The sequence below is a fragment of the Pseudomonas sp. GL_093 genome, from assembly GCF_057837605.1.
The window spans coordinates 4825179-4850547 of sequence record NZ_CM174448.1; the positions used below are offsets into that span (position 1 = coordinate 4825179).

A 25369-nucleotide genomic window follows, 5' to 3' on the forward strand; every position below is an offset into this window, starting at 1 on the left:
TCGGAAGCTGCCAGGCATCACTTCTGCCCATTCACTGAGTGGGCAGTGGGATGTAGGCCTGCATCAAACGCAAGGCTCACCTGAGCAAAAAGCGACATCAATGGACTGAGGCAAAAACCATGACTGTAGACATCAGCAACTTCACCATCGCTACCCCGCTTCCAATCTCCGACACCAACCCGATTGCGCTTGAGCTCATCGGCTGGCGCGCACTTCTCGAATGCCCCGACGTCATCTCAATGCTTGAAGATGGTTCGCTGCAGATGACGGCGCCGACACTTGGAGCCTCGAGCAAGAGCACACTACGAACCCGCTGTGAGTGGAAAGAGCCTGGTTACTGGCTGTTCTCCAGCGCAGCGGACCACTGGAACCGCCAGGAAATGCGACTGACGAAGGTCAACTCGCTGCAGAAAGTCGTGATCGGCCAGATCCATGTGAAGGATTCAGAGCGACCTCCGGTAAAGGTGTTCTGGAACAAAGGAAAAATCACCATGGGGTTCCGAACCAGTTACCTCCAGGACGATCCGGTCAACTCGACGATTTTGGAGAACGTGCCGCTCGGTGCACTTTTCAAAATCAACATTCACGCCAATTCGAGCGGCGCCGTCTCTGTATCGGCTAGCTGTAACGGCGTTAAATCCACTTCCGCGATCATGCGCCTCGACAACACCTGGGACACGAAAACTCTCGCCTTTCACGGGGGCGTGTACAACCAGATCGATTACTCCGACACTACCGACCCGCTAGACGGTTCTGTCTGCATCATCAGCGATCTGTCGATCACTCACGCCTGATACGACCTGCTCGGCCTGATGAGCAATACAGGCTTCAGGGAAGCATCACTGCTGCACCTTGGCGACAGGGTGTAGCGGGATGCGCAAACCCGAAATGACCGATTTGGGGATTCGCGCCCGCCGGCAATACAACTGCCGGCACACATACGCTACCATGTGCCTCATGTCGGGGATGAACCCTGCGATTATTGCCACTCAGCTCGGTCATAGCGTTCAGATATTGCTATCGACCTGCACCCGATGGATCAACGCCAGCACCGACTGGGGTGAGCTCGGGAAGATTGAAAAGAGCTTGATTGGTACACAATTGGTACAGACAGAAACAGTACCCCTCTGAAACCCGTATGGAATCAGCCTCTGTGACACTGGAACAGAACTACACCGCGATTCTCGGCCAATTGGGCGAGGACGTCTCCCGCGAGGGCCTGCTCGACACGCCAAAACGTGCCGCCAAAGCCATGCAGTACCTCTGCCGCGGTTATGAACAAACACTGGAAGAGGTCACCAACGGTGCCTTGTTCAGCTCCGACAACAGCGAAATGGTGCTAGTGAAGGACATCGAGCTCTACTCGTTGTGCGAACACCACCTGCTGCCGTTTATCGGCAAGGCTCACGTCGCCTACATCCCGAGCGGCAAGGTATTGGGCCTGTCGAAAGTCGCGCGGATCGTCGATATGTACGCCCGCCGCCTGCAGATCCAGGAAAATCTCAGCCGCCAGATCGCCGATGCGGTCCAGCAAGTCACCGGCGCTTTGGGCGTTGCGGTGGTGATCGAGGCCAAGCACATGTGCATGATGATGCGCGGTGTGGAGAAACAGAATTCGTCGATGATCACGTCAGTGATGCTGGGTGAGTTCCGCGAAAACGCGGCCACCCGCAGCGAGTTTCTCAGCCTGATCAAGTAATTCGCAGCAGAAGAAAACCGGCATTCATCGCCGGTTTTTTTTCGCCGGTGAAAAATCAGGTAAGCTGCGCGCCTTCTGTTTGCCCCTGTGAGGCTTATACCGTGTTCGTTAAAGCGCTTCGTGTCGGCCTTGGCCAACTGATCATCTTCATCGACTTCATTACCCGCCCAGGCAAAAAGCAGCGCCCTGCCGAGGTTCAGGCTCAGATCAACACAGCGGCCAAGGACCTGACCCTGTATCAGTTCCACGCCTGCCCGTTCTGCGTGAAAACCCGCCGCACCCTGCGCCGCTTGAACGTGCCAGTGGCGTTGCGCGATGCGAAGAACAATGAACAGGATCGTCAGGCCCTGCTGGAACAGGGCGGCAAGATCAAGGTGCCGTGCCTGCGCATCGAAGAGAATGGCCAGACGACCTGGATGTATGAGTCCAAGGTGATCATCGATTATCTGGACAAGCGGTTTGCCGCAGCCTGAAGCCGTACAGATTTCGGATAAAAATAAACCGGCCCATTGGCCGGTTTATTTGTTTTTGCACCCTCTCATACCTGCAGCTTCAAGCCGCTTGCGCTGCCTGAGCCTGACGCAGCACCGCTGCCAACCGCTTGAGCCCTTCGTCCAGCCGTGCCGGGGCGATGTGGCTGAAGTTCAGGCGCAAATGCCCCGGATTGCTGTCCGGTTCGGGGAAGAACGGCTCGCCCGGCATGAACGCCACATCCGCTGCCAGTGCGGCCTTGAGCAACGTACGCGTGTCCATCGGCTGCTTGAGAGTCAGCCAGAAAAACAGCCCGCCCTGCGGCACGTTCCAGTCCGCCAAATCAGCAAAATGCGTTTCCAGGGCTGACTGGAACGCGTCCCGACGAACCCGGTAGAAGTCCCGCAGCTCGCTTAAGTGATGCTGGAATTTGTCGGTGCCGATCCACTGCAGCGCTTGCCACTGGCCCACGCGATTGGTGTGCAGGTCCGCCGATTGCTTGAGTTTCAGCAAGTGCGGAAAGAGATCCGGACTGGCGATCAGATAACCGACTCGCAATCCGGGCAGCAAGGTTTTCGACACGGTGCCGGTGTAGATCCAGCTGGCCTTTTTCAAGCGGCTGACAATCGGCGTGGCGCTGCCACCGTCGAAGGTCAGCTCGCGGTAAGGCTCGTCTTCGATCAAGGTCACGCCGAACTCATCGAGCAAGGCTGCCACGGCATCGCGCTTGGCTTCGCTGTAGCGCACGGCTGAAGGATTCTGAAAAGTCGGGATCAGGTAGATGAACGCCGGACGGTGTTTTTCCAGACGAGTACGCAACTGCACCAGGTTCGGGCCATCAGCCTCCAACGGGACAGTGATGCAGTCGGCGCCGAACAGCTGAAAAATCTGCAACGCCGCCAGATAAGTCGGTGCTTCAAGCAGGATCTCGGTGCCTTTGTCGATGTACAGCTTGGCCGCCAGATCGAGGGTTTGCTGGGAGCCGCTGACCACCAACACCTGACTCGCCTCGCAGGGTACGCCCATCGCCCGCGCCTCTGCTGCCAGCGCTTCACGCAGCGCCGGTTCACCTTCGCTCATGCCATATTGGCCCATGGACAGCGGCATGTCGGCCCACTCGACTTTTGGCAGCATGGCTTCGGCGGGCAAGCCGCCGGCGAACGACATCACTTCCGGGCGCTGGGCGGCGGCGAGAATTTCACGGATCAAAGAACTTTTAAGGCGCGAGACACGTTCGGAAAATGCCATGGGGTCACCGGTAGCGAGGCCTGAGAAAAATGAGTCAAACTGATTGACCGAAATTACGACAGACCGGACGGATACGTCAACATGCTTGACCTTAAAAACCCCGCGACTCAGCAACAAGCGATGGAAGCGTTTTTCTTCGGTTACCAGGCGTTCACTGCGAAAGCCGACGAAATGCTCGAGCGTCGTGGCTTGAGCCGGGTGCATCAACGCATTGTGTTTTTCATCGCGCGCTACCCGAACTTGAGCGTCAAGGAGTTGCTGGCATTGCTCGGGGTGACGAAGCAGGCGCTGAATATTCCGCTGCGTCAGTTGGTGGAAATGCATTTGGTGAACAGTGTCGCGTCCCAGACCGATAAGCGTAAGCGGTTGCTGGAGCTGACCGACGATGGCGCGCGGTTTGAGCAGTCGTTGCGGCGTGAGCAGGTGAAATTGCTGGAGCGAGTGTTTGCCGAGGCGGGTGAGACGGCGGTGAATGGGTGGCTGGCGGTGAATCTGGCGCTAGGTAAAAGTCAGGTGGCTGCTGATTGAGTTTTTCCCTGGTGGATTTGTAGGGACCAGAACAGGCGATATATCCCTATTGCCAAACTTTTCGTCTACAAAATCAAAAACATTATTTGCTTTATTTGTATACAAAAGCATAATCCACTTCGTGCGAGTTCCTGACCAAGCGGTCAACAAATCGCAAGCACCTCAAAGGGTCGCTGCCACCCTCATGGGTCCGGCCCTGGAAATAACAATAAAACTCTTGAGGAGTATTCGCTGTGGAAAGCCGCAAATCCGAAGCCCCGACGCTGGAACTCTCGCCGCCATTACGCAATGGCTGGCTGGAGCGCATCTTCAAACTCAGCTTGCATGGCACCACGGTGAAGACCGAGTTGATTGCCGGTCTGACAACCTTTATCACCATGGCCTACATCATCTTCGTTAACCCCAACATCATGGCCGATGCCGGGATCGATCACGGTGCCGCGTTCGTCGCCACCTGCATCGCCGCCGCGTTGGGTTGCCTGTTGATGGGCCTGTACGCCAACTGGCCGGTTGGCCTGGCGCCGGGCATGGGCTTGAACGCCTTCTTCACTTACACCGTGGTCGGCACCATGGGCTACAACTGGGAAACCGCCCTTGGCGCGGTGTTTGTTTCCGGTGTGTTGTTCATGTTCCTGACTTTTTCGCGGATCCGCGAATGGCTGCTCAATAGCATCCCGGTCAGTTTGCGCTTTGCCATGGGTGCCGGTGTGGGCCTGTTTCTGGGACTGATCGGCTTGAAAACCGCGGGCATCGTGGTCGACAGCCCGGCCACCCTGATCAAGCTCGGCTCCCTGCGCGAACCTGGTCCGCTGCTGGCCGCCATCTGCTTCCTGATGATCGCCGTACTCAGCTATCACAAAGTGTTCGGCGCGATCCTCATCAGCATCATCACCGTCACCCTGGCGGGTTGGGGCCTGGGCCTGGTGCACTACGAGGGCCTCATGTCCGCCCCGCCGAGCCTGGCGCCGACCTGGATGGCCATGAACATCGCGGGCGTGTTCAACGTCAGCATGATCAGCGTGGTGCTGGCCTTCCTCTTCGTGCACATGTTCGACACCGCCGGCACCCTGATGGGCGTCGCCCAGCGCGCCGGCCTGGTGAACGCGGATGGCAAGATCGAAAACCTCTCCCGCGCCCTGAAAGCCGACAGTGCTTCCAGCGTATTCGGTGCGATGGTCGGTGTTCCGCCGGTCACCAGCTACGTGGAAAGTGCCGCGGGTGTAGCCGCTGGTGGTCGGACTGGTCTTACCGCAGTGACCGTAGGTGTGCTATTTATTGCCGCAATGTTTTTCGCACCGCTGGCTGGCATGATCCCCGCTTACGCAACCGCCGGTGCGCTGATTTATGTGGCGATGCTGATGATGGGCGGCATGGCGCACATCGAATGGGACGAAGCGACCGACAGCATTCCGGCGATCGTAACCGCGATCATGATGCCCCTGACCTTCTCGGTCGCCGACGGCATCGCGCTGGGCTTTATCACTTACGTGGTACTGAAGGCCTGCACCGGTAAGCACAAGGAAATTTCCATCAGTCTGTGGGTGCTCTGCGCGATCTTCATCGCCAAGTTCATTTTCTTGTAAGCCGTCTACGTTTCAAAAACGGTGTTTCAAAACAGCCTCACCCCGTCGGGTGAGGCTTTTGTGCAAATGGAGGAAAGTGATGAGTCTGGAAACCTGGCTGCTGTTCAGCGGCGCTGCGCTGGTGGTAATCCTGATCCCGGGGCCACTGTCTTTGCTGATGATCAGCAACAGTCTGAATTACGGTTTGCGCCGTTCTTACCCGGCGTTTCTGGGTGGCGTGATTGCGTCGATCTGCTTGCTCAGTGCGTCGGCGCTGGGTTTGGGCGCCTTGCTGCTGGCGTCGGAACAGCTGTTCAGCGCCTTGAAGATCGTCGGTGCGCTGTACCTGTTCTACCTGGCCTGGCAGAGCTGGCAGCAATCGCGTCAGCCCTCCCACGGCGCTGAAGTGCCCCAGGCTACGCCGGTTCCACGCTTTCGCGCACTGTTCGGGCGCGCGTTCATGTTGGGCGCCAGCAACCCGAAAGACATTCTGTTCTTCGCCGCTTTCCTCCCGCAGTTCCTCAGTGCCGAGCAACCGTTCCTGCCGCAGTTGCTGGTGATGATTGCGACCTGGACCGTGCTGGATTTGCTGTGCAAGTTGGCTTATGGGCTGGGTGCTCATGGTGCGGCGCGGTATCTGCGCAGCGGCAAGGGGCAGAGCTGGTTTAACCGGGTGAGTGCGGGGTTGTTCAGTGGTGCGGGCGCGGCGTCGTTGTTGAGCCGCTAAAGAGCAAAAGCATCGCGAGCAAGCTCGCTCCCACATTGGAATGCGTACTCCTGTGGGAGCGAGCCTGCTCGCGAAGGCGTCGGCACATGCACCCCATTTCTGAAGGCAAAAAAAAGCCCGCAGTGTGAGCGGGCGAAAGACCAAAGAAGCTATATGCGCAGGATTCTGGGGGGAAAGTCCTAGCTTCCTCTGTAGGTCGAATAGCTGTACGGCGAAATCAGCAATGGCACGTGGTAGTGATCCTGCTCTGCAGAGATGCCAAACCGCAGCACCACCACATCCAGGAACGCGGGTTCTGGCAGCTGAACGCCACGGGCGCGGTAGTAATCGCCCGCATGAAACTGAACCTGATAGACCCCTGAACGGTAGTCATCGCCTTGCAGCAGCGGTGCATCGACCCGGCCATCGCTGTTGGTTATCGCAGTGGCGACCAATTCCAGCTGCGAACCTTCAACGCGGTACAACTCGACCTTGATCGAGCTGCCCGGGCAACCGTGTGCAGCGTCTAAAACGTGAGTAGTCAAACGTCCCATTGATTCTGCGCGCCTGCCTGCATGGAGCAGTCAGACCTCGCGCCTCCCGAAGTCAGTTGAAAAGGAGACCGCACCGATTCGGAGCACGAAAAGCTGCGGCGAGCGACTGATTAAGACACTTTTCAAAAAAATTGTACACAATAAAAACAACATATTTACCGCTATACCCGTCATTCAGTGATTCCCGACGAATCTGCCACCGAACCATAGGATAAAAGGACCTTCCATCCATTAGCTGACCAATCAGGCAGGTTTCTTGCAACAACATGTGAAGATGACAGTTTTGAAAAATGCAAAAAAACAGGCTTACAAAGTGGATATAAAGTTGTATACAATCAGCCCATCGCTGTGACGCCAGCCTGTCATCACACTGCAGGCCGCCTCACAAATCTGACCTTGAACAAGTCGAACGAATAAGAAGGAAGACTGCAGTGAGCGCTGACTACCCACGCGACCTGATCGGTTACGGCAGTAACCCTCCTCACCCACACTGGCCGGGCAATGCCCGCATCGCCTTGTCCTTCGTGCTCAATTACGAAGAAGGCGGCGAACGCAATATCCTGCACGGCGATAAAGAATCTGAAGCCTTCCTTTCGGAAATGGTCTCGGCGCAGCCACTGCAAGGCGCGCGCAACATGAGCATGGAATCCCTTTACGAGTATGGCAGCCGCGTCGGCGTCTGGCGGGTTCTGAAACTGTTCAAGGAATTCGACATTCCGCTGACCATCTTCGCCGTGGCCATGGCCGCCCAGCGTCACCCGGACGTGATCCGTGCGATGGTCGATGCCGGCCACGAAATCTGCAGTCACGGCTATCGCTGGATCGACTATCAGTACATGGACGAAGCGCAGGAACGCGAGCACATGCTCGAAGCGATCCGCGTGCTCACCGAAATCACCGGCGAGCGCCCACTGGGCTGGTACACCGGCCGCACCGGTCCGAACACTCGTCGACTGGTAATGGAAGAAGGCGGTTTCCTCTACGACTGCGACACCTACGACGACGACCTGCCCTACTGGGAACCGAACAACCCGACCGGCAAGCCGCACCTGGTGATTCCGTACACCCTGGACACCAACGACATGCGCTTCACCCAGGTCCAGGGTTTCAACAAGGGCGACGACTTCTTTGAATACCTCAAAGACGCCTTCGACGTGCTGTATGCCGAAGGCGCCGACGCACCGAAGATGTTGTCGATCGGCCTGCACTGCCGTCTGATTGGCCGTCCGGCGCGTCTGGCCTCGCTCAAGCGCTTTATCGAATACGCTAAAAGTCATGAACAGGTGTGGTTCAGCCGTCGCGTCGACATCGCTCGCCACTGGCACGAAACCCACCCGTATCAAGGGGCCTCGAAATGAGTCAGTTCCAAACCCTGAAGCCATCGATCCTGAGCCGCGACGCGTTTGTCGCCGCTTTCGCCGACATCTACGAACATTCGCCATGGGTGGCCGAGAAGGCCTTCGACCTGGGCCAGGACGCTTCGATCGACGAGATCGAAACCCTGCACCAGCGCATGAGCGACATCCTGTTGAGTGCCGATCACGAAGGCCAATTGGCACTGATCAACGCTCACCCGGACCTGGCCGGCAAAGCCGCCGTCCAGGGCCAGCTGACCGCAGCCAGCACTGAAGAACAGTCTGGCGCGGGTATTCACCAATGCACGGCCGAAGAGTTTCAACGCTTCACCGAGCTGAACGACGCCTACAAAGCCAAGTTCAAGTTTCCCTTCATCATGGCGGTAAAAGGCAGCAACCGGCATCAGATCCTCGCGGCGTTCGAAACGCGCATTCACAACCCGCAAGACACCGAGTTCAAATGCGCGCTGGCGGAAATCAACAAGATTGCCCTGTTCCGATTACTGACCCTATAGCGAGCCTGGCCCGAGTGCTCTCAAACGCAAAAAGCACCCAGGGCCTCGCAAGCATCCCAAGCCAACTAATTAAAGGCAGACAAGAAGAATGAAAGCTTACGCCGTACCTTTCGAGAAGTTCGTCAACCTGGCCGACGCCCGCCTGGGCACCAAAATCATCTCGGTCACCGATGACTGGTTCGCTGATGCCAACCGCCTGTTCCAGCCGACCCCGGCTGTGTGGAAGGAGGGCGTGTTCGATGACAACGGCAAGTGGATGGACGGCTGGGAGTCGCGCCGCAAGCGCTTCGAAGGCTACGACAGCGCCGTGATCCGCCTGGGCGTACCGGGTTCGATCAAAGGCGTGGACATCGACACTTCATTCTTCACCGGCAACTTCCCGCCGTCGGCCTCCCTGGAAGCGTGCTTCCTGGCCTCGGGCGAGCCGGACGAAAACACTCAGTGGACTGAAGTGCTGTCCGCCGTCGAGCTGCAAGGCAACAGCCACCACTACCACGAAATCAACAACGACCAAGCGTTCAGCCACCTGCGTTTCAACATCTACCCGGATGGTGGCGTGGCCCGTCTGCGTGTTTACGGTGTTCCGTTCCGCGACTGGTCCGCTGTGGGCGACAACGAGCAAGTTGACCTGGCAGCAGCCCTGAACGGTGGCCGCGCCCTCGCCTGCTCCGACGAACACTTCGGTCGCATGAGCAACATCCTCAACCCGGGCCGTGGCATCAACATGGGCGACGGCTGGGAAACCGCACGTCGTCGCACGCCAGGCAATGACTGGGTCATCGTCGCGCTGGGTCATGCCGGCGAGATCGAGAAAGTCATCGTCGACACCCTGCACTTCAAGGGCAACTACCCGGACACGTGCTCGATCCAGGGCGCGTTCGTGAAGGGCGGCACCGACAGCCAGATCGAAACCCAATCGCTGTTCTGGCGCGAATTGCTGCCGGCGCAGAAACTGGAAATGCACGCCGAACACACCTTCGCCGAGCAGATCAAGGCGCTGGGCCCGATCACCCACATCCGCCTGAACGTGTTCCCGGATGGTGGTGTTAGCCGCCTGCGGGTACTGGGCAAGGTCGCTAAATAAGCGCTGAACCCAATCGCCAGCAGGCTGGCTCCCACAGGGGAATGCATTCCAAATGTGGGAGCTGGCCTGCCAGCGATAGCAATAGAACCAACAACACAGAACTCGGAAAAGAAGACCAGCATGCGCACATTGACGATTGAACCGCTGACCAAAGAAGCCTTCGCCCCTTTCGGTGACGTGATCGAAACCGACGGCAGCGATCACTTCATGATCAACAACGGTTCGACCATGCGCTTCCATAAACTGGCGACGGTGCAAACCGCCACGCCAGAGGACAACGCGATCATCAGCATCTTCCGCGCCGATGCGCAGGACATGCCGCTGACCGTCAGCATGCTGGAGCGTCACCCGCTGGGCAGCCAGGCTTTCATTCCGCTGCTCGGCAACCCCTTTCTGATCGTGGTCGCGCCACTTGGCGATGAACCTGTATCAGGCTTGGTCCGCGCCTTCGTCACCAACGGCAGGCAGGGCATTAATTACCATCGCGGCGTTTGGCACCATCCGGTGCTGACGATCGAAAAGCGGGATGACTTCCTGGTGGTTGATCGCAGTGGCACAGGCAATAACTGCGATGAGCATTTTTTCAAAGAGGATGAGCGTTTGATCCTCGCCCCCCACCAATAAGAGAAGGTCTGATCACTCGACAACAGAGTGACAGGCGAGAGGTAAAGACTGTGGAAGCACATCTGTTGGAATGGCTGAACCTGAGCGTGCGCTGGGTTCACATGATTACTGGCGTGGCCTGGATCGGCGCGTCGTTCTATTTCGTCTGGCTGGAAAACAACCTCAATCGGGTCAACCCGAAAAGTGGCTTGGCGGGCGATTTGTGGGCGATCCACGGCGGCGGTATCTATCACCTGGAAAAATACAAACTGGCTCCACCGACCATGCCGGACAACCTGCACTGGTTCAAATGGGAAGCCTATTTCACCTGGATGTCGGGGATCGCGCTGCTGTGCGTGGTGTTCTACTCCAACCCGACGCTGTACCTGCTGGCACCAGGCAGCAGCCTGACCGGCCCTGAAGGGGTCGCGCTGGGCATTGCCTCGTTGTTCGTTGGCTGGTTCGTCTACTCCTTCCTCTGCGACTCGGCTCTGGGTAAACGCCCTGCCCTGCTAGGCGGAATCCTGTTCGTGCTGATCATTGGCGCCGCTTACGGCTTCAGCAAAGTGTTCAGCGGTCGTGGTGCGTACCTGCACGTCGGCGCGATCATCGGCACCATCATGGTCGGCAACGTGTTCCGCATCATCATGCCGGCGCAGCGCGCACTGGTTGCCGCGATTGCCGAAAACCGCACGCCGGATCCGGCGCTGCCGGCCAAAGGCTTGCTGCGTTCGCGTCACAACAACTACTTCACCTTGCCGGTGCTGTTCATCATGATCAGCAACCACTTTCCGAGCACCTACGGCAGCCAATACAACTGGCTGATCCTGGCCGGAATCGCGGTGCTGGCGGTGTTGGTGCGTCACTACTTCAACACCCGTCATGACAGCCACAAGTTTGCCTGGACCTTGCCCGTTGCAGCAGTGGGCATGATCTGCCTGGCTTACGTGACTGGCCCGGCGCAGATGCCCAGCGCTCCTGAAGTGGCCAAGGCGCCTGGCACCATCGAGTACCAGCCGCTGCCGGAAACTGCCCTCGGTGGCGGTGTGAAACCTGAAGCGGCGAAACCTGCTGCACCTGCCGCTGCGCCGGCTCAGGCGTCCAACGCCGGCCCCGGCTTCGACAAGGTTCACAGCGTGATCCAGGAACGTTGCGCGGTTTGCCATTCGGCCAAACCGACCAGCCCGCTGTTCAGTGCTGCACCGGCCGGCGTGATGTTCGATACCCCCGAGCAGATCCGCCAGAACGCTGCACGCATCCAGGCTCAAGCCGTCACCAGCCAGATCATGCCACTGGGCAACATCACCCAGATGACCCAGCAGGAACGTGACCTGATCGGCGCGTGGATTGTTCAGGGAGCTCCCACCAATTAAGTAGCAAAAGCATCGCGAGCAAGCTCGCTCCCACAGAGATTACGCAGGACCTGTGGGAGCGAGCTTGCTCGCGATTGGCCGCACCGCGGTCAACCTGATGCACAAAATCACAAGAATAAAAAAGATCCGAGGTGTTGCATGTCCGAGCTATCCAAAGCGCGCATCCCCGACGCACCCGCCATTCAGCGTTTACCCCTTTTGCAACTGATCCTGGTCGGCCTGCAACACGTTCTGCTGATGTACGGCGGAGCCATCGCGGTGCCGCTGATCATCGGACAGGCCGCTGGCCTGACTCGTGAAGAAATCGCCTTCCTGATCAATGCCGACCTGCTGGTGGCCGGGATCGCCACCATCGTGCAGTCGCTGGGCATCGGACCCATGGGCATCCGTATGCCGGTGATGATGGGCGCCAGTTTCGCCGCCGTCGGCAGCATGGTCGCCATGGCCGGCATGCCGGGCATCGGTCTGCAAGGGATCTTCGGTGCAACCATCGCCGCCGGATTCTTCGGCATGATCATCGCGCCATTCATGTCCAAAGTCGTACGCTTCTTCCCGCCTCTGGTGACCGGCACGGTCATCACCTCGATCGGTTTGTCGCTGTTCCCCGTTGCCGTGAACTGGGCGGGTGGCGGTGCTGGCGCTGCTCAATTCGGCTCACCGATTTACCTGGCCATCGCTGCGCTGGTGCTGGCCACCATTCTGCTGGTCCACCGCTTCATGCGCGGTTTCTGGGTCAACATTTCCGTGCTGATCGGCATGTGCCTGGGTTACGTGCTCTGCGGCTTGATCGGTATGGTCGACCTGAGCGGCATGGCCCAGGCGCCGTGGCTGCAATTCGTGACCCCGCTGCATTTCGGCATGCCGAAGTTCGAACTCGCACCGATCCTTTCCATGTGCCTGGTGGTGGTGATCATCTTCGTCGAATCCACCGGGATGTTCCTGGCACTGGGCAAAATCACCGGTCAGGAAGTCTGCCCACGGATGCTGCGTCGCGGCTTGTTGTGTGATGCCGGCGCCTCGTTCTTCGCCGGTTTTTTCAACACCTTCACCCACTCCTCTTTCGCGCAGAACATCGGCCTGGTGCAGATGACCGGCGTGCGTTGCCGCTCGGTGACCATCGTTGCCGGTGGTTTGCTGGTGGTGTTGAGCCTGTTGCCCAAAGCCGCGTTCCTCGTTGCCTCGATTCCACCGGCCGTACTGGGTGGCGCGGCGATTGCGATGTTCGGCATGGTCGCCGCCACCGGCATCAAGATTCTTCAGGAAGCCGACATCGGTGACCGTCGCAACCAGTTGCTGGTGGCGGTGAGCATCGGCATGGGGCTGATTCCGGTGGTGCGTCCGGAGTTCTTCGCGCACCTTCCGATGTGGATGAGTCCCATCACTCACAGCGGTATTGCCATGGCGACGTTGAGTGCTTTGTCGCTGAACCTGCTGTTCAACATCCTCGGCGGCGCCGAACGCGCGGCCATCAACGACTGCCACGCCCACCCGCATTAACTGACTAAAACCACAAAACCTGTGGGAGCTGGCCTGCTCCCACAGGTCAGTGGATGCCTGCGCCTCAAACAATAAAAACAAGAGGGAGCAACAGATGATTCGGACACAGACAAACATGCTGTTGGGCGGTGGCCTGTTGGCCGCCAGTCAGGCCATGGCCGGCGATCTGCTGCTGTGGCAGACGAACAGCCTGAGCTATCTGTATGGCAAGGATTTCGCGGTCAACCCGTCGATCCAGCAGACGATAACCTTTGAGCACGCCGACCGCTGGAAGTACGGCGACAACTTCCTGTTCGTCGACAGCACTTACTACAACGGCGAGAAAGACCGGAACAAAGGCGTTCACGCCTATTACGGCGAGTTCAGCCCGCGCCTGTCTTTCGGCAAAATCCTCGACCGCCGTTTCGAATTCGGCCCGATCAAGGACGTGTTGCTGGCCATGACCTACGAGAATGGCGAAGACGACACCGAGGCCTATCTGATCGGCCCCGGTTTCGACCTCGCGGTACCGGGCTTCAATTTTTTCACCTTGAACTTCTACTATCGCCAGACCGAAGGCTCGCGTCCCGGCGACGATGTCTGGCAGATCACGCCGGCCTGGTCCTACACCCTGCCATTGGGCAACTCGAACCTGTTGATCGACGGCTACATCGACTGGGTCGTGGATAACGACCAGAACTCACAGGGCACCTACCACGCCAACCTGCACTTCAACCCGCAGATCAAATATGACCTGGGGAAGGCCTTGGGCTGGCGGGAGAAACAGGTGTATGTCGGCGTCGAATACAGCTACTGGAAAGACAAATACGGCATCGAAAACAACGCCAACCTCGACACTAACGAGAACACCACCAGCCTGCTGGTGAAGGTGCATTTCTAGATGATCCGCAACCGTGCTCCAAACCTGTCGTCGGTGCGCTGTTGCGGGGCACTTGAGACCTGGCCAAGGAGTCAGTATTCTCCGCGGCCGCCCGAATCTGGTCTAAAAAAAAGCCCGGATTTAATTCCTGACCAGAAAGCCAACTTATCCCGGCTCTGGACGGCACCAAGGCACTCCAAAACCACTCTCAATCGACTGCTCTTGAGCCGCCGAACGGGAGTTTTTTGGCTTTTCAAAAGCCTTGGCTCAGCTCTTGCTAACAGCACTGAAGCTGACCGATTGGATGATTTTTACAGCTACAGAAAAAGGCGCCACACCAGAGCGCCGACCTTAGAAAAATAACGTGGAACCACCTACTTTTTGGGAGCAACCGAATGAAACGTACGTGCACTAGCCTGATGCTGGCGGGATCTTTGCTGGCCGGGGGCCAGGCCATGGCCGGCGACTTGCTGCAATGGCAGAACAACAGCCTGACCTACCTGTATGGCAAGGACTTCCAGGTCAATCCGCGCATTCAGCAGACGGTGACCTTCGAACACGTCGATGGCTGGAAATACGGCGACAACTTCATGTTCGTCGACAAGATTTTCTACAACGGCAAGGACGATAGCTACGCCGGCTCGAACACCTACTACGGCGAGATCAGCCCACGCTTGTCGTTCGGCAAGATCTTCGACCAAAAGCTTGAATTCGGCCCGATCAAAGACGTACTGCTGGCTATGACCTACGAGTTCGGTGAAAACGATACCGAGTCCTACTTGATCGGTCCTGGTTTCGACCTGGCGATCCCGGGCTTCGACTACTTCCAGCTGAACTTCTACAACCGTCATACCGAAGGCGACCGCCCAGGTGACAATATCTGGCAGGTCACTCCGGTCTGGTCTTACACCATCCCGGTGGGTGATTCGAACATCCTGATCGACGGTTTCATGGACTGGGTGGTCGACAACGACGTCAACAAAAAAGGCGAATACCACGCCAACCTGCACTTCAATCCACAGGTCAAGTACGACTTGGGCAAGGCGCTGAACCTTGGCGAAAAGCAGTTGTACGTCGGCGTCGAGTATGACTACTGGAAAAACAAGTACGGTATTGAAGACAGTCAGGGCTTCAAAACCGATCAGAGCACCACGAGCTTCCTGGTGAAGTTCCACTTCTGATTCAGCGGCGTCTGTAAGGACGCCATCGCGAGCAAGCTCGCTCCCACAGGTTTTGTGTCGTTCACATACTCGGCGAACGACACAAAACCTGTGGGAGCGAGCTTGCTCGCGATGGCCACACCGCCGATCTCAAACCGAAACCACAGGCTCCGCCAACCCGAGAAAGCGGCACAACTCTCCGCGCTTGGCCAACGCATCCCGCCGCCCCAAATCAATCAATTCGCTGCAATACCCCGCCTCGAAAAGCAGATAACTCAGCACCCCCGCCCCGCTCGTCTTGGTCGCCCCCGGCCCGCGCAGAAACAGGCGCAGCGCCGCTGGCAATTCCTGCCGATGCCGCGCCGCAATCTCGTCGATCGGCTGACTCGGCGAAATCACCAGCACGTCTACCGGCGCCACACCCAGCGCGCGCGTCGGCGTGCCATCGGGCAGCAGATGACTGAACTGATTGAGCCGCTGCAGCAACTCGATGTCACTTTCCAGGCTGTCAATGAACGTGCTGTTGAGCATGTGCCCACCGATCTGCGCCAGGCTCGGCTGCTGACCGGTGTAGACGCGCTGCAGCGGTTGTTCCGGGTCGACGCCGCGGGGGTTGCCGCTGACGCCCACCACCAGCACTCGGTTGGCGCCCAGGTGCAGCGCCGGACTGATCGGTGCCGACTGACGAACCGCGCCGTCGCCGAAATACTCTTCACCGATTTTCACTGGCGCGAACAACAACGGAATGGCGGAACTGGCCAGCAAGTGATCGACGGTCAATTGCGTGGGGACGCCGATTCGCCGATGGCGCAACCAGGCATTGATGGTGCCGCCGCCCTGATAAAAGGTCACCGCCTGACCGGACTCGTAGCCGAACGCAGTCACCGCAACCGCCTGCAACTGCTTCTGCGCGATGGCCTCGGCAATCCCGCTCATCTGCAATTTGTCGTCGAGCAATCCGCGCAGCGGCGAGCTGTTGAGCAAGGCCACCGGCACCTGAGCGCCAATCCCGAGCAAACTGTGGCTGACAAAACGGCTGGCCTGGTGGATCACGCCCGGCCAGTCGCTACGCAGCACCAGATGACTGCGAAAGCCCTGCCAGAAGGCTGTCAGACGTTGAATCGCACCCCGAAAATCCATCGCCCCGCTGGCGAGGCTGACCGCGTTGATTGCGCCGGCCGAGGTGCCGACGATCACCGGAAACGGATTGCTCGCGCCGACCGGCAACAGCTCGGCAATCGCCGCCAGCACACCCACCTGATAGGCCGCCCGAGCCCCGCCGCCGGAAAGAATCAACCCTGTAACCGGTTCAGCAGGACTCATCGCAACACTCCATGGTGCTTATAAGGACGGTGGTTCAACCGCGTTTTGCGTACAGCTTCGGCTCACCCGGCGGACGGCTCTTGAAGCGGCGATGGGCCCAAAGGTATTGCTCCGGACATTCGCGCAAGACGCCTTCGATCCATTGGTTGATCCGCAGGCAATCGGCCTCTTCGGTTTCGCCGGGGAAACCCTCGAGCGGTGCATGAATCACCAGTCGATAACCGCTGCCGTCCGCCAGACGTTCCTGAGTGAACGGCACCACCAGCGCCTTGCCCAACCGCGCAAACTTGCTGGTGGCAGTGACGGTCGCGGCCTGAATCCCAAACAGCGGCACAAAGATACTTTGCTTGGCGCCATAGTCCTGATCCGGTGCGTACCAGATCGCCCGGCCTGCGCGCAGCAATTTGAGCATGCCGCGCACGTCTTCGCGCTCCACGGCCAATGAGTCGAGGTTATGCCGCTCGCGACCATTTCGCTGGATGTAATCGAACAGCGAGTTCTTGTGTTCGCGGTACATACCATCAATGGTGTGCTGCTGGCCGAGCAACGCCGCGCCGATTTCCAGCGTGGTGAAATGAATAGCCATCAGGATCACGCCTTTGCCGTCGCGCTGGGCTTTTTTCAAATGCTCCAACCCTTCGACATGGGCCAGCTTCGCCAGACGCTCGCGCGACCACCACCAGCTCATGGCCATTTCGAAAAACGCGATGCCCGTTGAGGCAAAGTTTTCCTTGAGCAGGCGCTTGCGCTCGGCAGCGGTTTTTTCAGGGAAACACAGTTCGAGATTGCGCTTGGCAATGCGCCGTCTGTCGCCCGCTACTCGATACATCAATGTACCCAGGGCGCGACCGATCGACAGCAACGCCGGATACGGCAACTGCACAATCAGCCACAACAGCCCCAAGCCACACCACAGCGGCCAGAAACGTGGAGATAGAAATGCTGTTCGAAAACGCGGGCGATCCATTAAAGGTTCCGGAAAGACAATGGCCGCGCATTCTACATCGTTCGACCCGGCTTGCGGCTCGCGGGCGTTCTCGTTATAAGTCTCGGCACTTTTAGTGACAAGTCGTTGTATGCCGACCATGAGCCAAACCGAACCGCTAGACCAAGATCCCGTGTTCCAGCTGAAGGGCAGCATGCTCGCCATTACGGTGCTGGAACTGGCCCGTAACGACCTCGAGAACCTCGATCGTCAACTGGCCGCCAAGGTTGCCCAGGCGCCTAACTTCTTTAGTAACGCGCCATTGGTGCTGGCCCTGGACAAACTCCCGGCCAGCGACGGTGCGGTCGATCTACCGGGCCTGATGCGCGTCTGCCGCCAGCATGGCCTGCGCACCCTGGCGATCCGTGCCAGCCGCATCGAAGACATTGCCGCGGCCATCGCGGTCGACCTGCCGGTGCTGCCACCGTCCGGCGCCCGTGAGCGTCCGTTGGACCCGTTCGAAGGCCAAGTCCAGAAAAAACCGGAAAAACCGCCGGAGCCGACTATCAAGCCAACGAAGATCATCACCTCACCCGTACGCGGTGGGCAGCAGATTTATGCCCAGGGTTGCGATCTGGTGGTGATCTCGTCGGTCAGCCCGGGGGCGGAACTTCTCGCCGACGGGAACATCCATGTATACGGCCCGATGCGTGGTCGCGTGTTGGCCGGCGTCAAAGGCGACACGAAAGCCAGGATTTTCTGTCAGCAAATGAGCGCTGAACTGGTCTCCATCGCAGGCCACTACAAGGTTTCGGAGGATCTGCGTCGCGACCCTTTGTGGGGCGCAGGTGTACAGGTCAGCCTGTCGGGCGATGTGTTGAACATCATTCGGCTTTAACGGATACTGCCGCATTTTCCAAACATCTCTAAAACGTAGCGAAAACGGCTCAAACGAAGTAGGAAAAAGGCCATAAGCAGTGTTTACCCGAGGTAAGCGCCGTTCTGGACCGAATTCCAGCCAAGGCTGTCCGACTGCAGTAGTTTTTCTAGAGATGTTTTTCAGGGGCTAAATGTCCTTTTTCCTTAGGGGTGAAACACCTTGGCCAAGATTCTCGTGGTTACATCCGGCAAGGGTGGTGTGGGTAAGACCACCACCAGTGCTGCTATCGGTACCGGCCTCGCACTGCGCGGTCACAAAACAGTTATCGTCGACTTCGACGTCGGTTTGCGTAACCTCGACCTGATCATGGGTTGCGAGCGCCGCGTGGTGTATGACTTCGTCAACGTGGTAAACGGCGAAGCCAACCTGCAACAAGCCCTGATCAAAGACAAACGCTTGGAAAACCTCTACGTACTGGCCGCCAGTCAGACTCGCGATAAAGACGCGCTGACTGTGGAAGGCGTGGAAAAAGTGTTGATGGCGCTGAAAGAAGACTTCGAATACGTGGTCTGCGACTCTCCGGCCGGCATCGAAAAAGGCGCCCACCTGGCCATGTACTTCGCAGACGAAGCGATTATCGTGACCAACCCGGAAGTGTCCTCGGTTCGTGACTCGGACCGCATGCTCGGCCTGCTGGCCAGCAAATCGCGCCGCGCTGAAAAAGGCGAAGAGCCGATCAAGGAACACCTGCTGCTGACCCGCTACAACCCGCAACGAGTCAGTGACGGCGAGATGCTCGGCGTCGAAGACGTCAAAGAGATTCTGGCGGTCGCCCTGCTGGGTGTCATTCCGGAATCCCAAGCGGTTCTCAAGGCTTCCAACTCGGGCGTGCCGGTCATTCTCGACGACCAGAGCGATGCCGGTCAGGCATACAGCGATGCGGTCGATCGTCTGCTGGGCAAAAACGTGGAGCATCGTTTTCTCGATGTAACGAAGAAGGGATTCTTCGAGCGCCTGTTTGGAGGTAGATAATGAATCTTTTTGACTTCTTTCGTGCCAGCAAAAAGGTCAGCACCGCGTCGGTAGCGAAAGAGCGTCTGCAGATCATCGTGGCGCACGAACGCGGCCAACGCAGTACACCGGACTACCTGCCAGCCTTGCAGAAGGAATTGGTCGAGGTCATCCGCAAGTACGTCAATATCGGGTCCGATGACGTGCACGTCGCTCTGGAAAACCAGGGCAGCTGCTCGATTCTGGAACTCAATATCACCCTGCCAGATCGCTGAGTCGATCCGGCTGGAGCCACGGCGGCTCAGGCCCCTTCTGTTAATGGAAGGGGCCTGAGCCGCCGTTGGCGTTTGTTACGAGGCTGTTTTAATGCCGCTGTCCAACATCAGCATCATCCATGAGGACGCCGCCGTACTGGTGGTGAACAAACCGACCCTGCTGCTCTCTGTCCCTGGCCGGGCCGATGACAACAAGGACTGCCTGATTACCCGCCTGCAAGAAAACGGCTACCCGGAAGCGCGAATTGTCCATCGTCTGGACTGGGAAACTTCCGGCATTATTCTGTTGGCCCGTGACCCGGACACTCATCGCGAGCTGTCTCGGCAATTTCACGACCGCGAAACCGAAAAGGCCTACACCGCCCTGTGCTGGGGACAACCGGAACTGGACAGTGGCAGCATCGATCTGCCGTTGCGCTACGACCCGCCGACCAAGCCACGCCATGTGGTGGACCATGAATTCGGCAAAAATGCCCTGACCTTCTGGCGCGTACTGGAGCGTTGCGGCGATTGGTGTCGTGTCGAATTGACGCCGATCACCGGCCGCTCCCATCAGTTGCGCGTGCACATGCTTTCCATCGGCCACCCACTGCTGGGTGACGGACTGTATGCCCACGAGCAAGCACTGGCCGCCTGGCCACGACTATGTCTGCACGCGAGCATGCTGAGCTTTACTCACCCGCAAAGCGGCGAACGCTTGCGCTTCGAGTGTCCTGCGCCTTTTTAAGCAACCGCCGAACCAAAAAACGCCCTTCCATTGAGGGCGCTTTTTTTATTTCTTGTTACAAATAGACGTGAAATTGGCGTGAAAATATTGTCATGAATTTGTAATGAAACGTAAAATGCCATCACTTTGATAGCAGGCAGGAAGCCCTCGTGCTCAGCAACAAGACATTCCAAGACGACTACCCGTTCACCTTCTGCCTGTTCAACACCACGCTACACCTTAGCGAGCAGCCTTCAGCCGAAGCACAACAGGCGCTTGAACAGCTCATACACAAACGACGTGCCCACAAGCTCACCCGTGCGAGTGCGCCGCTGGCCTCCGGCGATACGCCGCTGTTTGCCAAGGTCCAGCCGCTGGATACCTTGAAGGCAAAAGTGCGCGTGACCTTTGGCAAACCGCAGCGCAATGGTCGATTCGACTGGCCGCTGGAAGAGCTGATCAACACGCTAGAAGCGCAGCGCCGTGGCGTGCAAATGCCACCGCTGCAAGGGTTCGGTTACACCAAAGACCGACTGGGGCTGACCCAGGAGTATTTCATTATCACGCGCCTGCTCGACGATCATGTCGACGGTGTGCAATGGCTTAAACGCAACCCGGACAACGTCGAAACATTCATTCTCGATGCCTTCGAACTGCTGAGCTCCTTGTCGCGCAAGAACATCACGCACATGGATTTCTGGGCCGGCAACATCATGATCCCGGAAACGCTGCGGACCCCACTCAAAGCCATTGATTTTGAAAACTGCTTTGCCGGCCAGACAAACCATCAAAGCGAAACCCTGGGTTTTCAACTGGGCTTCTTCTATCGCCGGGACATCTACAAGCTCATTACCGAAGCCGCCTATGACCGCCTGGTGGACGACTACATTCGACAAATCCCGGGTATCTCGAAGGAAAAATTCAACGAGGTGTACCTCGCGAGCAAACATGAATATGTGGGCCGCAAGCAACGTCGCGAAGTGTTCCTCAATGGCAACCTGATCACCGGCTGACTCATCCTCTTCGCCAACCGGCAGCCGGCGCACGCCGAACGGCATTGTCTCTGCAATGCCGTGAGCCAATACGTTAAACTTGCGCCATTGCTGTCTGGAGCTACTTATGCGCGAAGAGTTGAACCAAGGCCTGATCGATTTCCTCAAGGCCTCCCCTACCCCATTCCATGCCACCGCCAGCCTTGTTCAGCGCCTGGAAGCGGCGGGCTATCAACGCCTTGATGAGCGCGAGCCATGGACCACCGAAGCCAACGGTCGTTACTACGTCACCCGTAACGACTCGTCGATCGTCGCGTTCAAGATGGGCCGTCATTCGCCCCTGCACGGCGGCATTCGCCTGGTTGGCGCGCACACCGACAGCCCGTGCCTGCGCGTCAAACCCCAGCCGGAACTGCAACGTCAGGGCTTCTGGCAGCTAGGTGTCGAAGTCTATGGCGGCGCACTGCTGGCGCCATGGTTCGACCGCGACCTGTCCCTGGCCGGCCGCGTAACCTTCCGCCGTGACGGCAAGGTCGAGAGCCAGCTGGTCGACTTCAAGGCGCCGATCGCCATCATCCCGAACCTGGCCATTCACCTGAACCGTGAAGCCAACATGGGCTGGGCGATCAACGCCCAGACCGAACTGCCGCCAATCCTTGCGCAATTTGCCGGTGACGAGCGCGTGGACTTCCGCGCCGTGCTCACCGATCAACTCGCCCGCGAACATGGCTTGAACGCCGACGTGGTGCTCGACTATGAGCTGAGCTTCTACGACACCCAAAGCGCTGCGGTCATCGGCCTGCATGGCGATTTCATTGCCGGGGCGCGCCTGGACAACCTGCTGTCGTGCTACGCCGGCCTGCAAGCCTTGCTGACCACCGAAACCGACGAAACCTGCGTGCTGGTCTGCAACGATCACGAAGAAGTCGGTTCCTGCTCGGCCTGCGGCGCCGATGGCCCGATGCTGGAGCAGACGCTGCGTCGCCTGCTGCCTGAAGGTGATGAATTCGTACGGACCATTCAGAAATCCCTGCTGGTCTCGGCCGACAACGCCCACGGCGTGCACCCCAACTACGCCGACAAGCACGATGCCAATCACGGCCCGAAACTCAACGCCGGCCCGGTGATCAAGGTCAACAGCAACCAGCGCTACGCCACCAACAGCGAAACCGCCGGGTTCTTCCGCCACCTGTGCATGGCCGAAGAAGTGCCGGTACAGAGCTTCGTGGTGCGCAGCGACATGGGTTGCGGCTCGACCATCGGCCCGATCACCGCCAGCCACCTGGGCGTGCGCACCGTGGACATCGGCCTGCCAACCTTCGCCATGCACTCGATCCGTGAACTGTGCGGCAGCCATGATCTGGCGCACCTGGTCAAAGTGTTGAGCGCGTTTTACGCCTGCCACGAGCTGCCGTAACCCGTGTAGGAGCTGGTAGGAGCTGTCGAGAGAAACGAGGCTGCGATCTTTTGATCTTGTTTTTAAATAGCAAAGTCAAAAGATCGCAGCCTCGTTTCACTCGACAGCTCCTACACTTTCAATACCCCTTTCGACAAGGCAGTCGCTCATGATCTCGTTGTCTTCGTTTCACGCCATGCTGATCCCGATTCTTTCCGGGATGATCATGCTGGCAATCGGCTTCAATTTTCGCGACAAGAACATCGGCGTGTTCGCGATGTGGATCGGCATGTTGATGATCCTCGCCACCGTGATTTTCAAGATCCTCGCCAAACTCAACGAATAAATCCTCCCCCTTGGCTCGCATTGATTTTGACGGGCTCGTACACTCGGTCGATCCGCTCATCCCGAGGTTGACCGCCTAGTGTTCGCTCGTCTTTTTGCCCTGCCGTGTTTATTCCTTGTCTGCCTCATGACGCTGCTGCCGATGGCGCCTGCCCAGGCGGTCGGCTTGCCCAGCCTGCTCAACAGCTCTGCAAAACAGCCAGAGGCGCAAGAGCCCTTGGGGCAATCCCTGGACGAAGTCATCAAGTCGCTGGAGAACGATCAGCAACGCTCCAAATTGCTGGCGGATTTGAAGAAGCTGCGCGATGTCACCAAGAAGGCCCAGCCGGTCACCGAAGTAGGCGTCCTGGGACTGATCGGTGGCACCCTGGCCAGTTTCGAAAAACAGTTTTCAGGCGCCGACAGCCCTCTCACTCGCTGGTCCGAAGAGTTCAAACTCGCTGAAGATGAACTGATAGCGCTGGTGCTGCCGGCCAATGAATGGCTGCCGATCATCTTTGCCTTTGCCATGATCCTGATGCTCTGGAGTTTGCTGGCCGCCGCGCTGATCTGGGTCAGCCACCGGGTGCGGATGCGCTTCGGCCTGACCGAAGAACTGCCGCAGCACCCCAAGGCCCTGGACATGTTGCGCTTCGCCCTGCGCAAACTCGGGCCGTGGCTGATTGCCTTGGTCATGACGGTCTACATGAGCTACGCCCTGCCCTCGTCACTGGGCAAAAGCCTGGCCATGGTGCTGGCTTATGCGCTGGTGGTCGGCACCTGTTTTTCGGCGATCTGCGTGATCGCCTTTTCGCTGCTCGACGGCCCACACCGCCACCGCGCCCTGTACATCCTGCGGCATCAAGCCTTTCGGCCGCTGTGGCTGATCGGCAGTTTCGCCGCCTTCGGTGAAGCCCTGAGCGATCCGCGGCTGGTCGAAAGCCTTGGCAGTCATCTGGCGCACACCGCCTCGACAGTCGCCAACGTACTGGCGGCGTTGTCCACGGGGCTGTTCATCCTGCGGTTCCGTCGCCCCATCGCCCACTTGATCCGCAACCAACCGCTGTCCCGGCGCCTGACCCGCCGCGCCCTCAGCGACACGATCGAAATTCTCGGGACCTTCTGGTACATGCCGGCGCTGGTGCTGGTGGGTATTTCGCTGTTCGCCACCTTCGTCTCGGCCGGCGATACCAGCACTGCGTTGCGTCAGTCGCTGATCTGCACCGTGCTGCTGGTGTTGTGCATGGTCATCAACGGCTTGGTGCGCCGCCATTCACTCAAACCACAGCGCAGCGTGAAGCGTCATGCGCTGTATTCGGAGCGCCTGAAAAGCTTCTTCTACACACTCGCTCATTTGGTGGTTTGGCTGGCGTTCATCGAACTCGGCCTGCGGGTCTGGGGCATGTCGCTGATCCGCTTCACCGAAGGCGAAGGCCATGAAGTCAGCGTCAAACTGTTCAGCCTCGGCGGCACACTGATTTTTGCCTGGCTGATCTGGATTCTCAGCGACACCGCCGTGCACCACGCCCTCACCCGCTCGCGCAAAGGCCTGGCGAATGCCCGCGCGCAGACGATGATGCCGTTGATCCGCAACGTGTTGTTCGTGGCGATTTTCATCATTGCGCTGATCGTCGCCCTGGCGAACATGGGCATGAACGTCACGCCACTGCTGGCCGGTGCCGGTGTGATCGGTCTGGCCATCGGTTTCGGTGCGCAGTCGCTGGTGGCGGACCTGATCACCGGGCTGTTCATCATCATCGAAGACTCGCTGGCCATCGACGACTACGTGGACGTTGGCGGCCACCTGGGCACCGTCGAAGGGCTGACCATTCGTACCGTGCGCCTGCGGGACATCGACGGTATCGTCCACACCATTCCGTTCAGCGAAATCAAAAGCATCAAGAACTACTCCCGGGAATTCGGCTACGCGATTTTCCGGGTGGCGATCCCCTCCGGCATGGACATCGATAACGCGATCAAACTGATGCGCGACGTCGGCCAGAAGATGCGCACCGACCCACTGCAACGGCGCAACATCTGGTCGCCACTGGAGATTCAGGGGGTCGAGAGTTTCGAGTCGGGCAACGCGATTCTTCGCGCCCGGTTCAAGACCGCGCCGATCAAGCAGTGGGAAGTGTCCCGAGCGTTCAACCTGTCACTCAAGCGGCACCTGGACGAAGCCGGGCTCGACCTGGCGACACCCCGCATGAGCGTGCAAGTGATCACGGCAGGTGGCGGCCAAGTGACGGACTAAATCTGTAGCAGCTGTCGAGCCTGCGAGGCTGCGTTCGGCTCGGTCCGCGCTCGGGCGGAGCAGTCGTAA

Annotated in this window: 26 protein-coding genes and 1 pseudogene; 23 read left to right on the forward strand and 4 right to left on the reverse strand. The window is 58.6% G+C overall.

Annotated features, from left to right (window positions below):
- Window positions 1–119: 119 nt before the first annotated feature.
- From AC3IUE_RS22260 to AC3IUE_RS22275, 4 genes and pseudogenes are all read left to right on the forward strand, one after another.
- Window positions 120–794 (forward strand): polysaccharide lyase family 7 protein, encoded by a 675-nt coding sequence (locus AC3IUE_RS22260; protein ID WP_223433596.1) that lies wholly within the window; start codon window positions 120–122, stop codon window positions 792–794.
- Window positions 795–888: 94 nt separating this feature from the next.
- Window positions 889–1131, forward strand: a pseudogene (locus AC3IUE_RS22265) (site-specific integrase); the annotation flags it as partial.
- A 22-nt stretch (window positions 1132–1153) separates the two neighbouring features.
- Window positions 1154–1699 carry a GTP cyclohydrolase I FolE gene (folE, locus tag AC3IUE_RS22270; RefSeq protein WP_010456659.1) on the forward strand — a complete coding sequence of 182 codons (546 nt, stop codon included), beginning with the start codon at window positions 1154–1156 and terminating at the stop codon, window positions 1697–1699.
- A 101-nt stretch (window positions 1700–1800) separates the two neighbouring features.
- Complete coding sequence (locus tag AC3IUE_RS22275; protein WP_056740381.1) at window positions 1801–2172, forward strand: glutathione S-transferase N-terminal domain-containing protein; 372 nt, start codon at window positions 1801–1803, stop codon at window positions 2170–2172.
- A 79-nt stretch (window positions 2173–2251) separates the two neighbouring features.
- On the opposite strand, the gene AC3IUE_RS22280 is transcribed toward AC3IUE_RS22275, so the two are convergent.
- Window positions 2252–3418 (reverse strand): aminotransferase-like domain-containing protein, encoded by a 1167-nt coding sequence (locus tag AC3IUE_RS22280; RefSeq protein ID WP_489263771.1) that lies wholly within the window; start codon window positions 3416–3418, stop codon window positions 2252–2254.
- Window positions 3419–3499: 81 nt separating this feature from the next.
- Between AC3IUE_RS22280 and AC3IUE_RS22285 the strand changes: the two genes are divergently transcribed.
- From AC3IUE_RS22285 to AC3IUE_RS22295, 3 genes are all read left to right on the forward strand, one after another.
- Window positions 3500–3946, forward strand: coding sequence for a MarR family winged helix-turn-helix transcriptional regulator (locus tag AC3IUE_RS22285; RefSeq protein ID WP_489263772.1), 447 nt, complete (start codon window positions 3500–3502; stop codon window positions 3944–3946).
- Between the two features lie 233 nt (window positions 3947–4179).
- Window positions 4180–5529: an NCS2 family permease gene (locus AC3IUE_RS22290; protein ID WP_056740374.1), complete on the forward strand. Its 1350-nt coding sequence runs from the start codon at window positions 4180–4182 to the stop codon at window positions 5527–5529.
- A gap of 79 nt (window positions 5530–5608) precedes the next feature.
- The gene (locus AC3IUE_RS22295; RefSeq protein WP_489263773.1) at window positions 5609–6235 is read left to right on the forward strand and encodes a LysE family translocator; all 627 of its coding nucleotides are present in this window, start codon (window positions 5609–5611) and stop codon (window positions 6233–6235) included.
- Between the two features lie 179 nt (window positions 6236–6414).
- On the opposite strand, the gene uraH is transcribed toward AC3IUE_RS22295, so the two are convergent.
- Window positions 6415–6768: a hydroxyisourate hydrolase gene (gene uraH / locus AC3IUE_RS22300; protein WP_008146146.1), complete on the reverse strand. Its 354-nt coding sequence runs from the start codon at window positions 6766–6768 to the stop codon at window positions 6415–6417.
- Window positions 6769–7199: 431 nt separating this feature from the next.
- On the opposite strand from uraH, the gene puuE reads away from it, so the two are divergent.
- The 8 genes from puuE (at window position 7200) to AC3IUE_RS22340 (ending at window position 15235) form a co-directional block, all read left to right on the forward strand.
- A complete protein-coding gene (gene puuE, locus AC3IUE_RS22305; protein ID WP_489263774.1) occupies window positions 7200–8126 on the forward strand; it encodes an allantoinase PuuE in 927 nt (308 codons plus the stop codon).
- Window positions 8123–8638 carry a 2-oxo-4-hydroxy-4-carboxy-5-ureidoimidazoline decarboxylase gene (gene uraD, locus AC3IUE_RS22310; protein ID WP_489263776.1) on the forward strand — a complete coding sequence of 172 codons (516 nt, stop codon included), beginning with the start codon at window positions 8123–8125 and terminating at the stop codon, window positions 8636–8638. The genes puuE and uraD overlap by 4 nt, the downstream gene beginning before the upstream one ends.
- 88 nt (window positions 8639–8726) lie before the next feature.
- Window positions 8727–9722, forward strand: a complete 996-nt coding sequence (gene alc, locus AC3IUE_RS22315; protein WP_489263777.1) for an allantoicase — start codon at window positions 8727–8729, stop codon at window positions 9720–9722.
- Window positions 9723–9842: 120 nt separating this feature from the next.
- Window positions 9843–10346: an ureidoglycolate lyase gene (locus AC3IUE_RS22320; protein ID WP_010456681.1), complete on the forward strand. Its 504-nt coding sequence runs from the start codon at window positions 9843–9845 to the stop codon at window positions 10344–10346.
- Between the two features lie 50 nt (window positions 10347–10396).
- On the forward strand, window positions 10397–11698 hold the full coding sequence (locus tag AC3IUE_RS22325; protein WP_429534761.1) for a urate hydroxylase PuuD: 1302 nt from the start codon (window positions 10397–10399) through the stop codon (window positions 11696–11698).
- Window positions 11699–11836: 138 nt separating this feature from the next.
- A complete protein-coding gene (locus AC3IUE_RS22330; protein ID WP_489263778.1) occupies window positions 11837–13195 on the forward strand; it encodes a nucleobase:cation symporter-2 family protein in 1359 nt (452 codons plus the stop codon).
- A 94-nt stretch (window positions 13196–13289) separates the two neighbouring features.
- Entirely contained in the window at window positions 13290–14075 is a 786-nt protein-coding gene (locus AC3IUE_RS22335; RefSeq protein ID WP_489263779.1) for an outer membrane protein OmpK, read from the forward strand.
- A gap of 374 nt (window positions 14076–14449) precedes the next feature.
- Window positions 14450–15235, forward strand: a complete 786-nt coding sequence (locus AC3IUE_RS22340; RefSeq protein ID WP_489263781.1) for an outer membrane protein OmpK — start codon at window positions 14450–14452, stop codon at window positions 15233–15235.
- 129 nt (window positions 15236–15364) lie between these two features.
- On the opposite strand, the gene AC3IUE_RS22345 is transcribed toward AC3IUE_RS22340, so the two are convergent.
- Window positions 15365–16537, reverse strand: coding sequence for a patatin-like phospholipase family protein (locus tag AC3IUE_RS22345; protein WP_489263782.1), 1173 nt, complete (start codon window positions 16535–16537; stop codon window positions 15365–15367).
- A 34-nt stretch (window positions 16538–16571) separates the two neighbouring features.
- A complete protein-coding gene (locus AC3IUE_RS22350) occupies window positions 16572–17504 on the reverse strand; it encodes a lipid A biosynthesis lauroyl acyltransferase (protein ID WP_489263783.1) in 933 nt (310 codons plus the stop codon).
- 118 nt (window positions 17505–17622) lie between these two features.
- Between AC3IUE_RS22350 and minC the strand changes: the two genes are divergently transcribed.
- From minC to AC3IUE_RS22390, 8 genes are all read left to right on the forward strand, one after another.
- Window positions 17623–18360, forward strand: coding sequence for a septum site-determining protein MinC (minC, locus tag AC3IUE_RS22355; protein ID WP_489263784.1), 738 nt, complete (start codon window positions 17623–17625; stop codon window positions 18358–18360).
- A gap of 201 nt (window positions 18361–18561) precedes the next feature.
- On the forward strand, window positions 18562–19374 hold the full coding sequence (gene minD / locus AC3IUE_RS22360; RefSeq protein ID WP_056740357.1) for a septum site-determining protein MinD: 813 nt from the start codon (window positions 18562–18564) through the stop codon (window positions 19372–19374).
- The gene (minE, locus tag AC3IUE_RS22365) at window positions 19374–19628 is read left to right on the forward strand and encodes a cell division topological specificity factor MinE (protein ID WP_007898843.1); all 255 of its coding nucleotides are present in this window, start codon (window positions 19374–19376) and stop codon (window positions 19626–19628) included. Before minD ends, minE begins: the two co-directional genes overlap by 1 nt.
- 91 nt (window positions 19629–19719) lie before the next feature.
- Window positions 19720–20355 carry an RluA family pseudouridine synthase gene (locus AC3IUE_RS22370; protein WP_056740354.1) on the forward strand — a complete coding sequence of 212 codons (636 nt, stop codon included), beginning with the start codon at window positions 19720–19722 and terminating at the stop codon, window positions 20353–20355.
- 149 nt (window positions 20356–20504) lie between these two features.
- Window positions 20505–21347 (forward strand): protein kinase family protein, encoded by an 843-nt coding sequence (locus tag AC3IUE_RS22375; protein ID WP_056740352.1) that lies wholly within the window; start codon window positions 20505–20507, stop codon window positions 21345–21347.
- A 106-nt stretch (window positions 21348–21453) separates the two neighbouring features.
- A complete protein-coding gene (locus AC3IUE_RS22380) occupies window positions 21454–22743 on the forward strand; it encodes a M18 family aminopeptidase (protein WP_033057168.1) in 1290 nt (429 codons plus the stop codon).
- A 148-nt stretch (window positions 22744–22891) separates the two neighbouring features.
- Window positions 22892–23068 carry a hypothetical protein gene (locus AC3IUE_RS22385; RefSeq protein ID WP_177338837.1) on the forward strand — a complete coding sequence of 59 codons (177 nt, stop codon included), beginning with the start codon at window positions 22892–22894 and terminating at the stop codon, window positions 23066–23068.
- A 78-nt stretch (window positions 23069–23146) separates the two neighbouring features.
- Window positions 23147–25300, forward strand: coding sequence for a mechanosensitive ion channel family protein (locus AC3IUE_RS22390; RefSeq protein ID WP_489263785.1), 2154 nt, complete (start codon window positions 23147–23149; stop codon window positions 25298–25300).
- Window positions 25301–25369 lie beyond the last annotated feature (69 nt).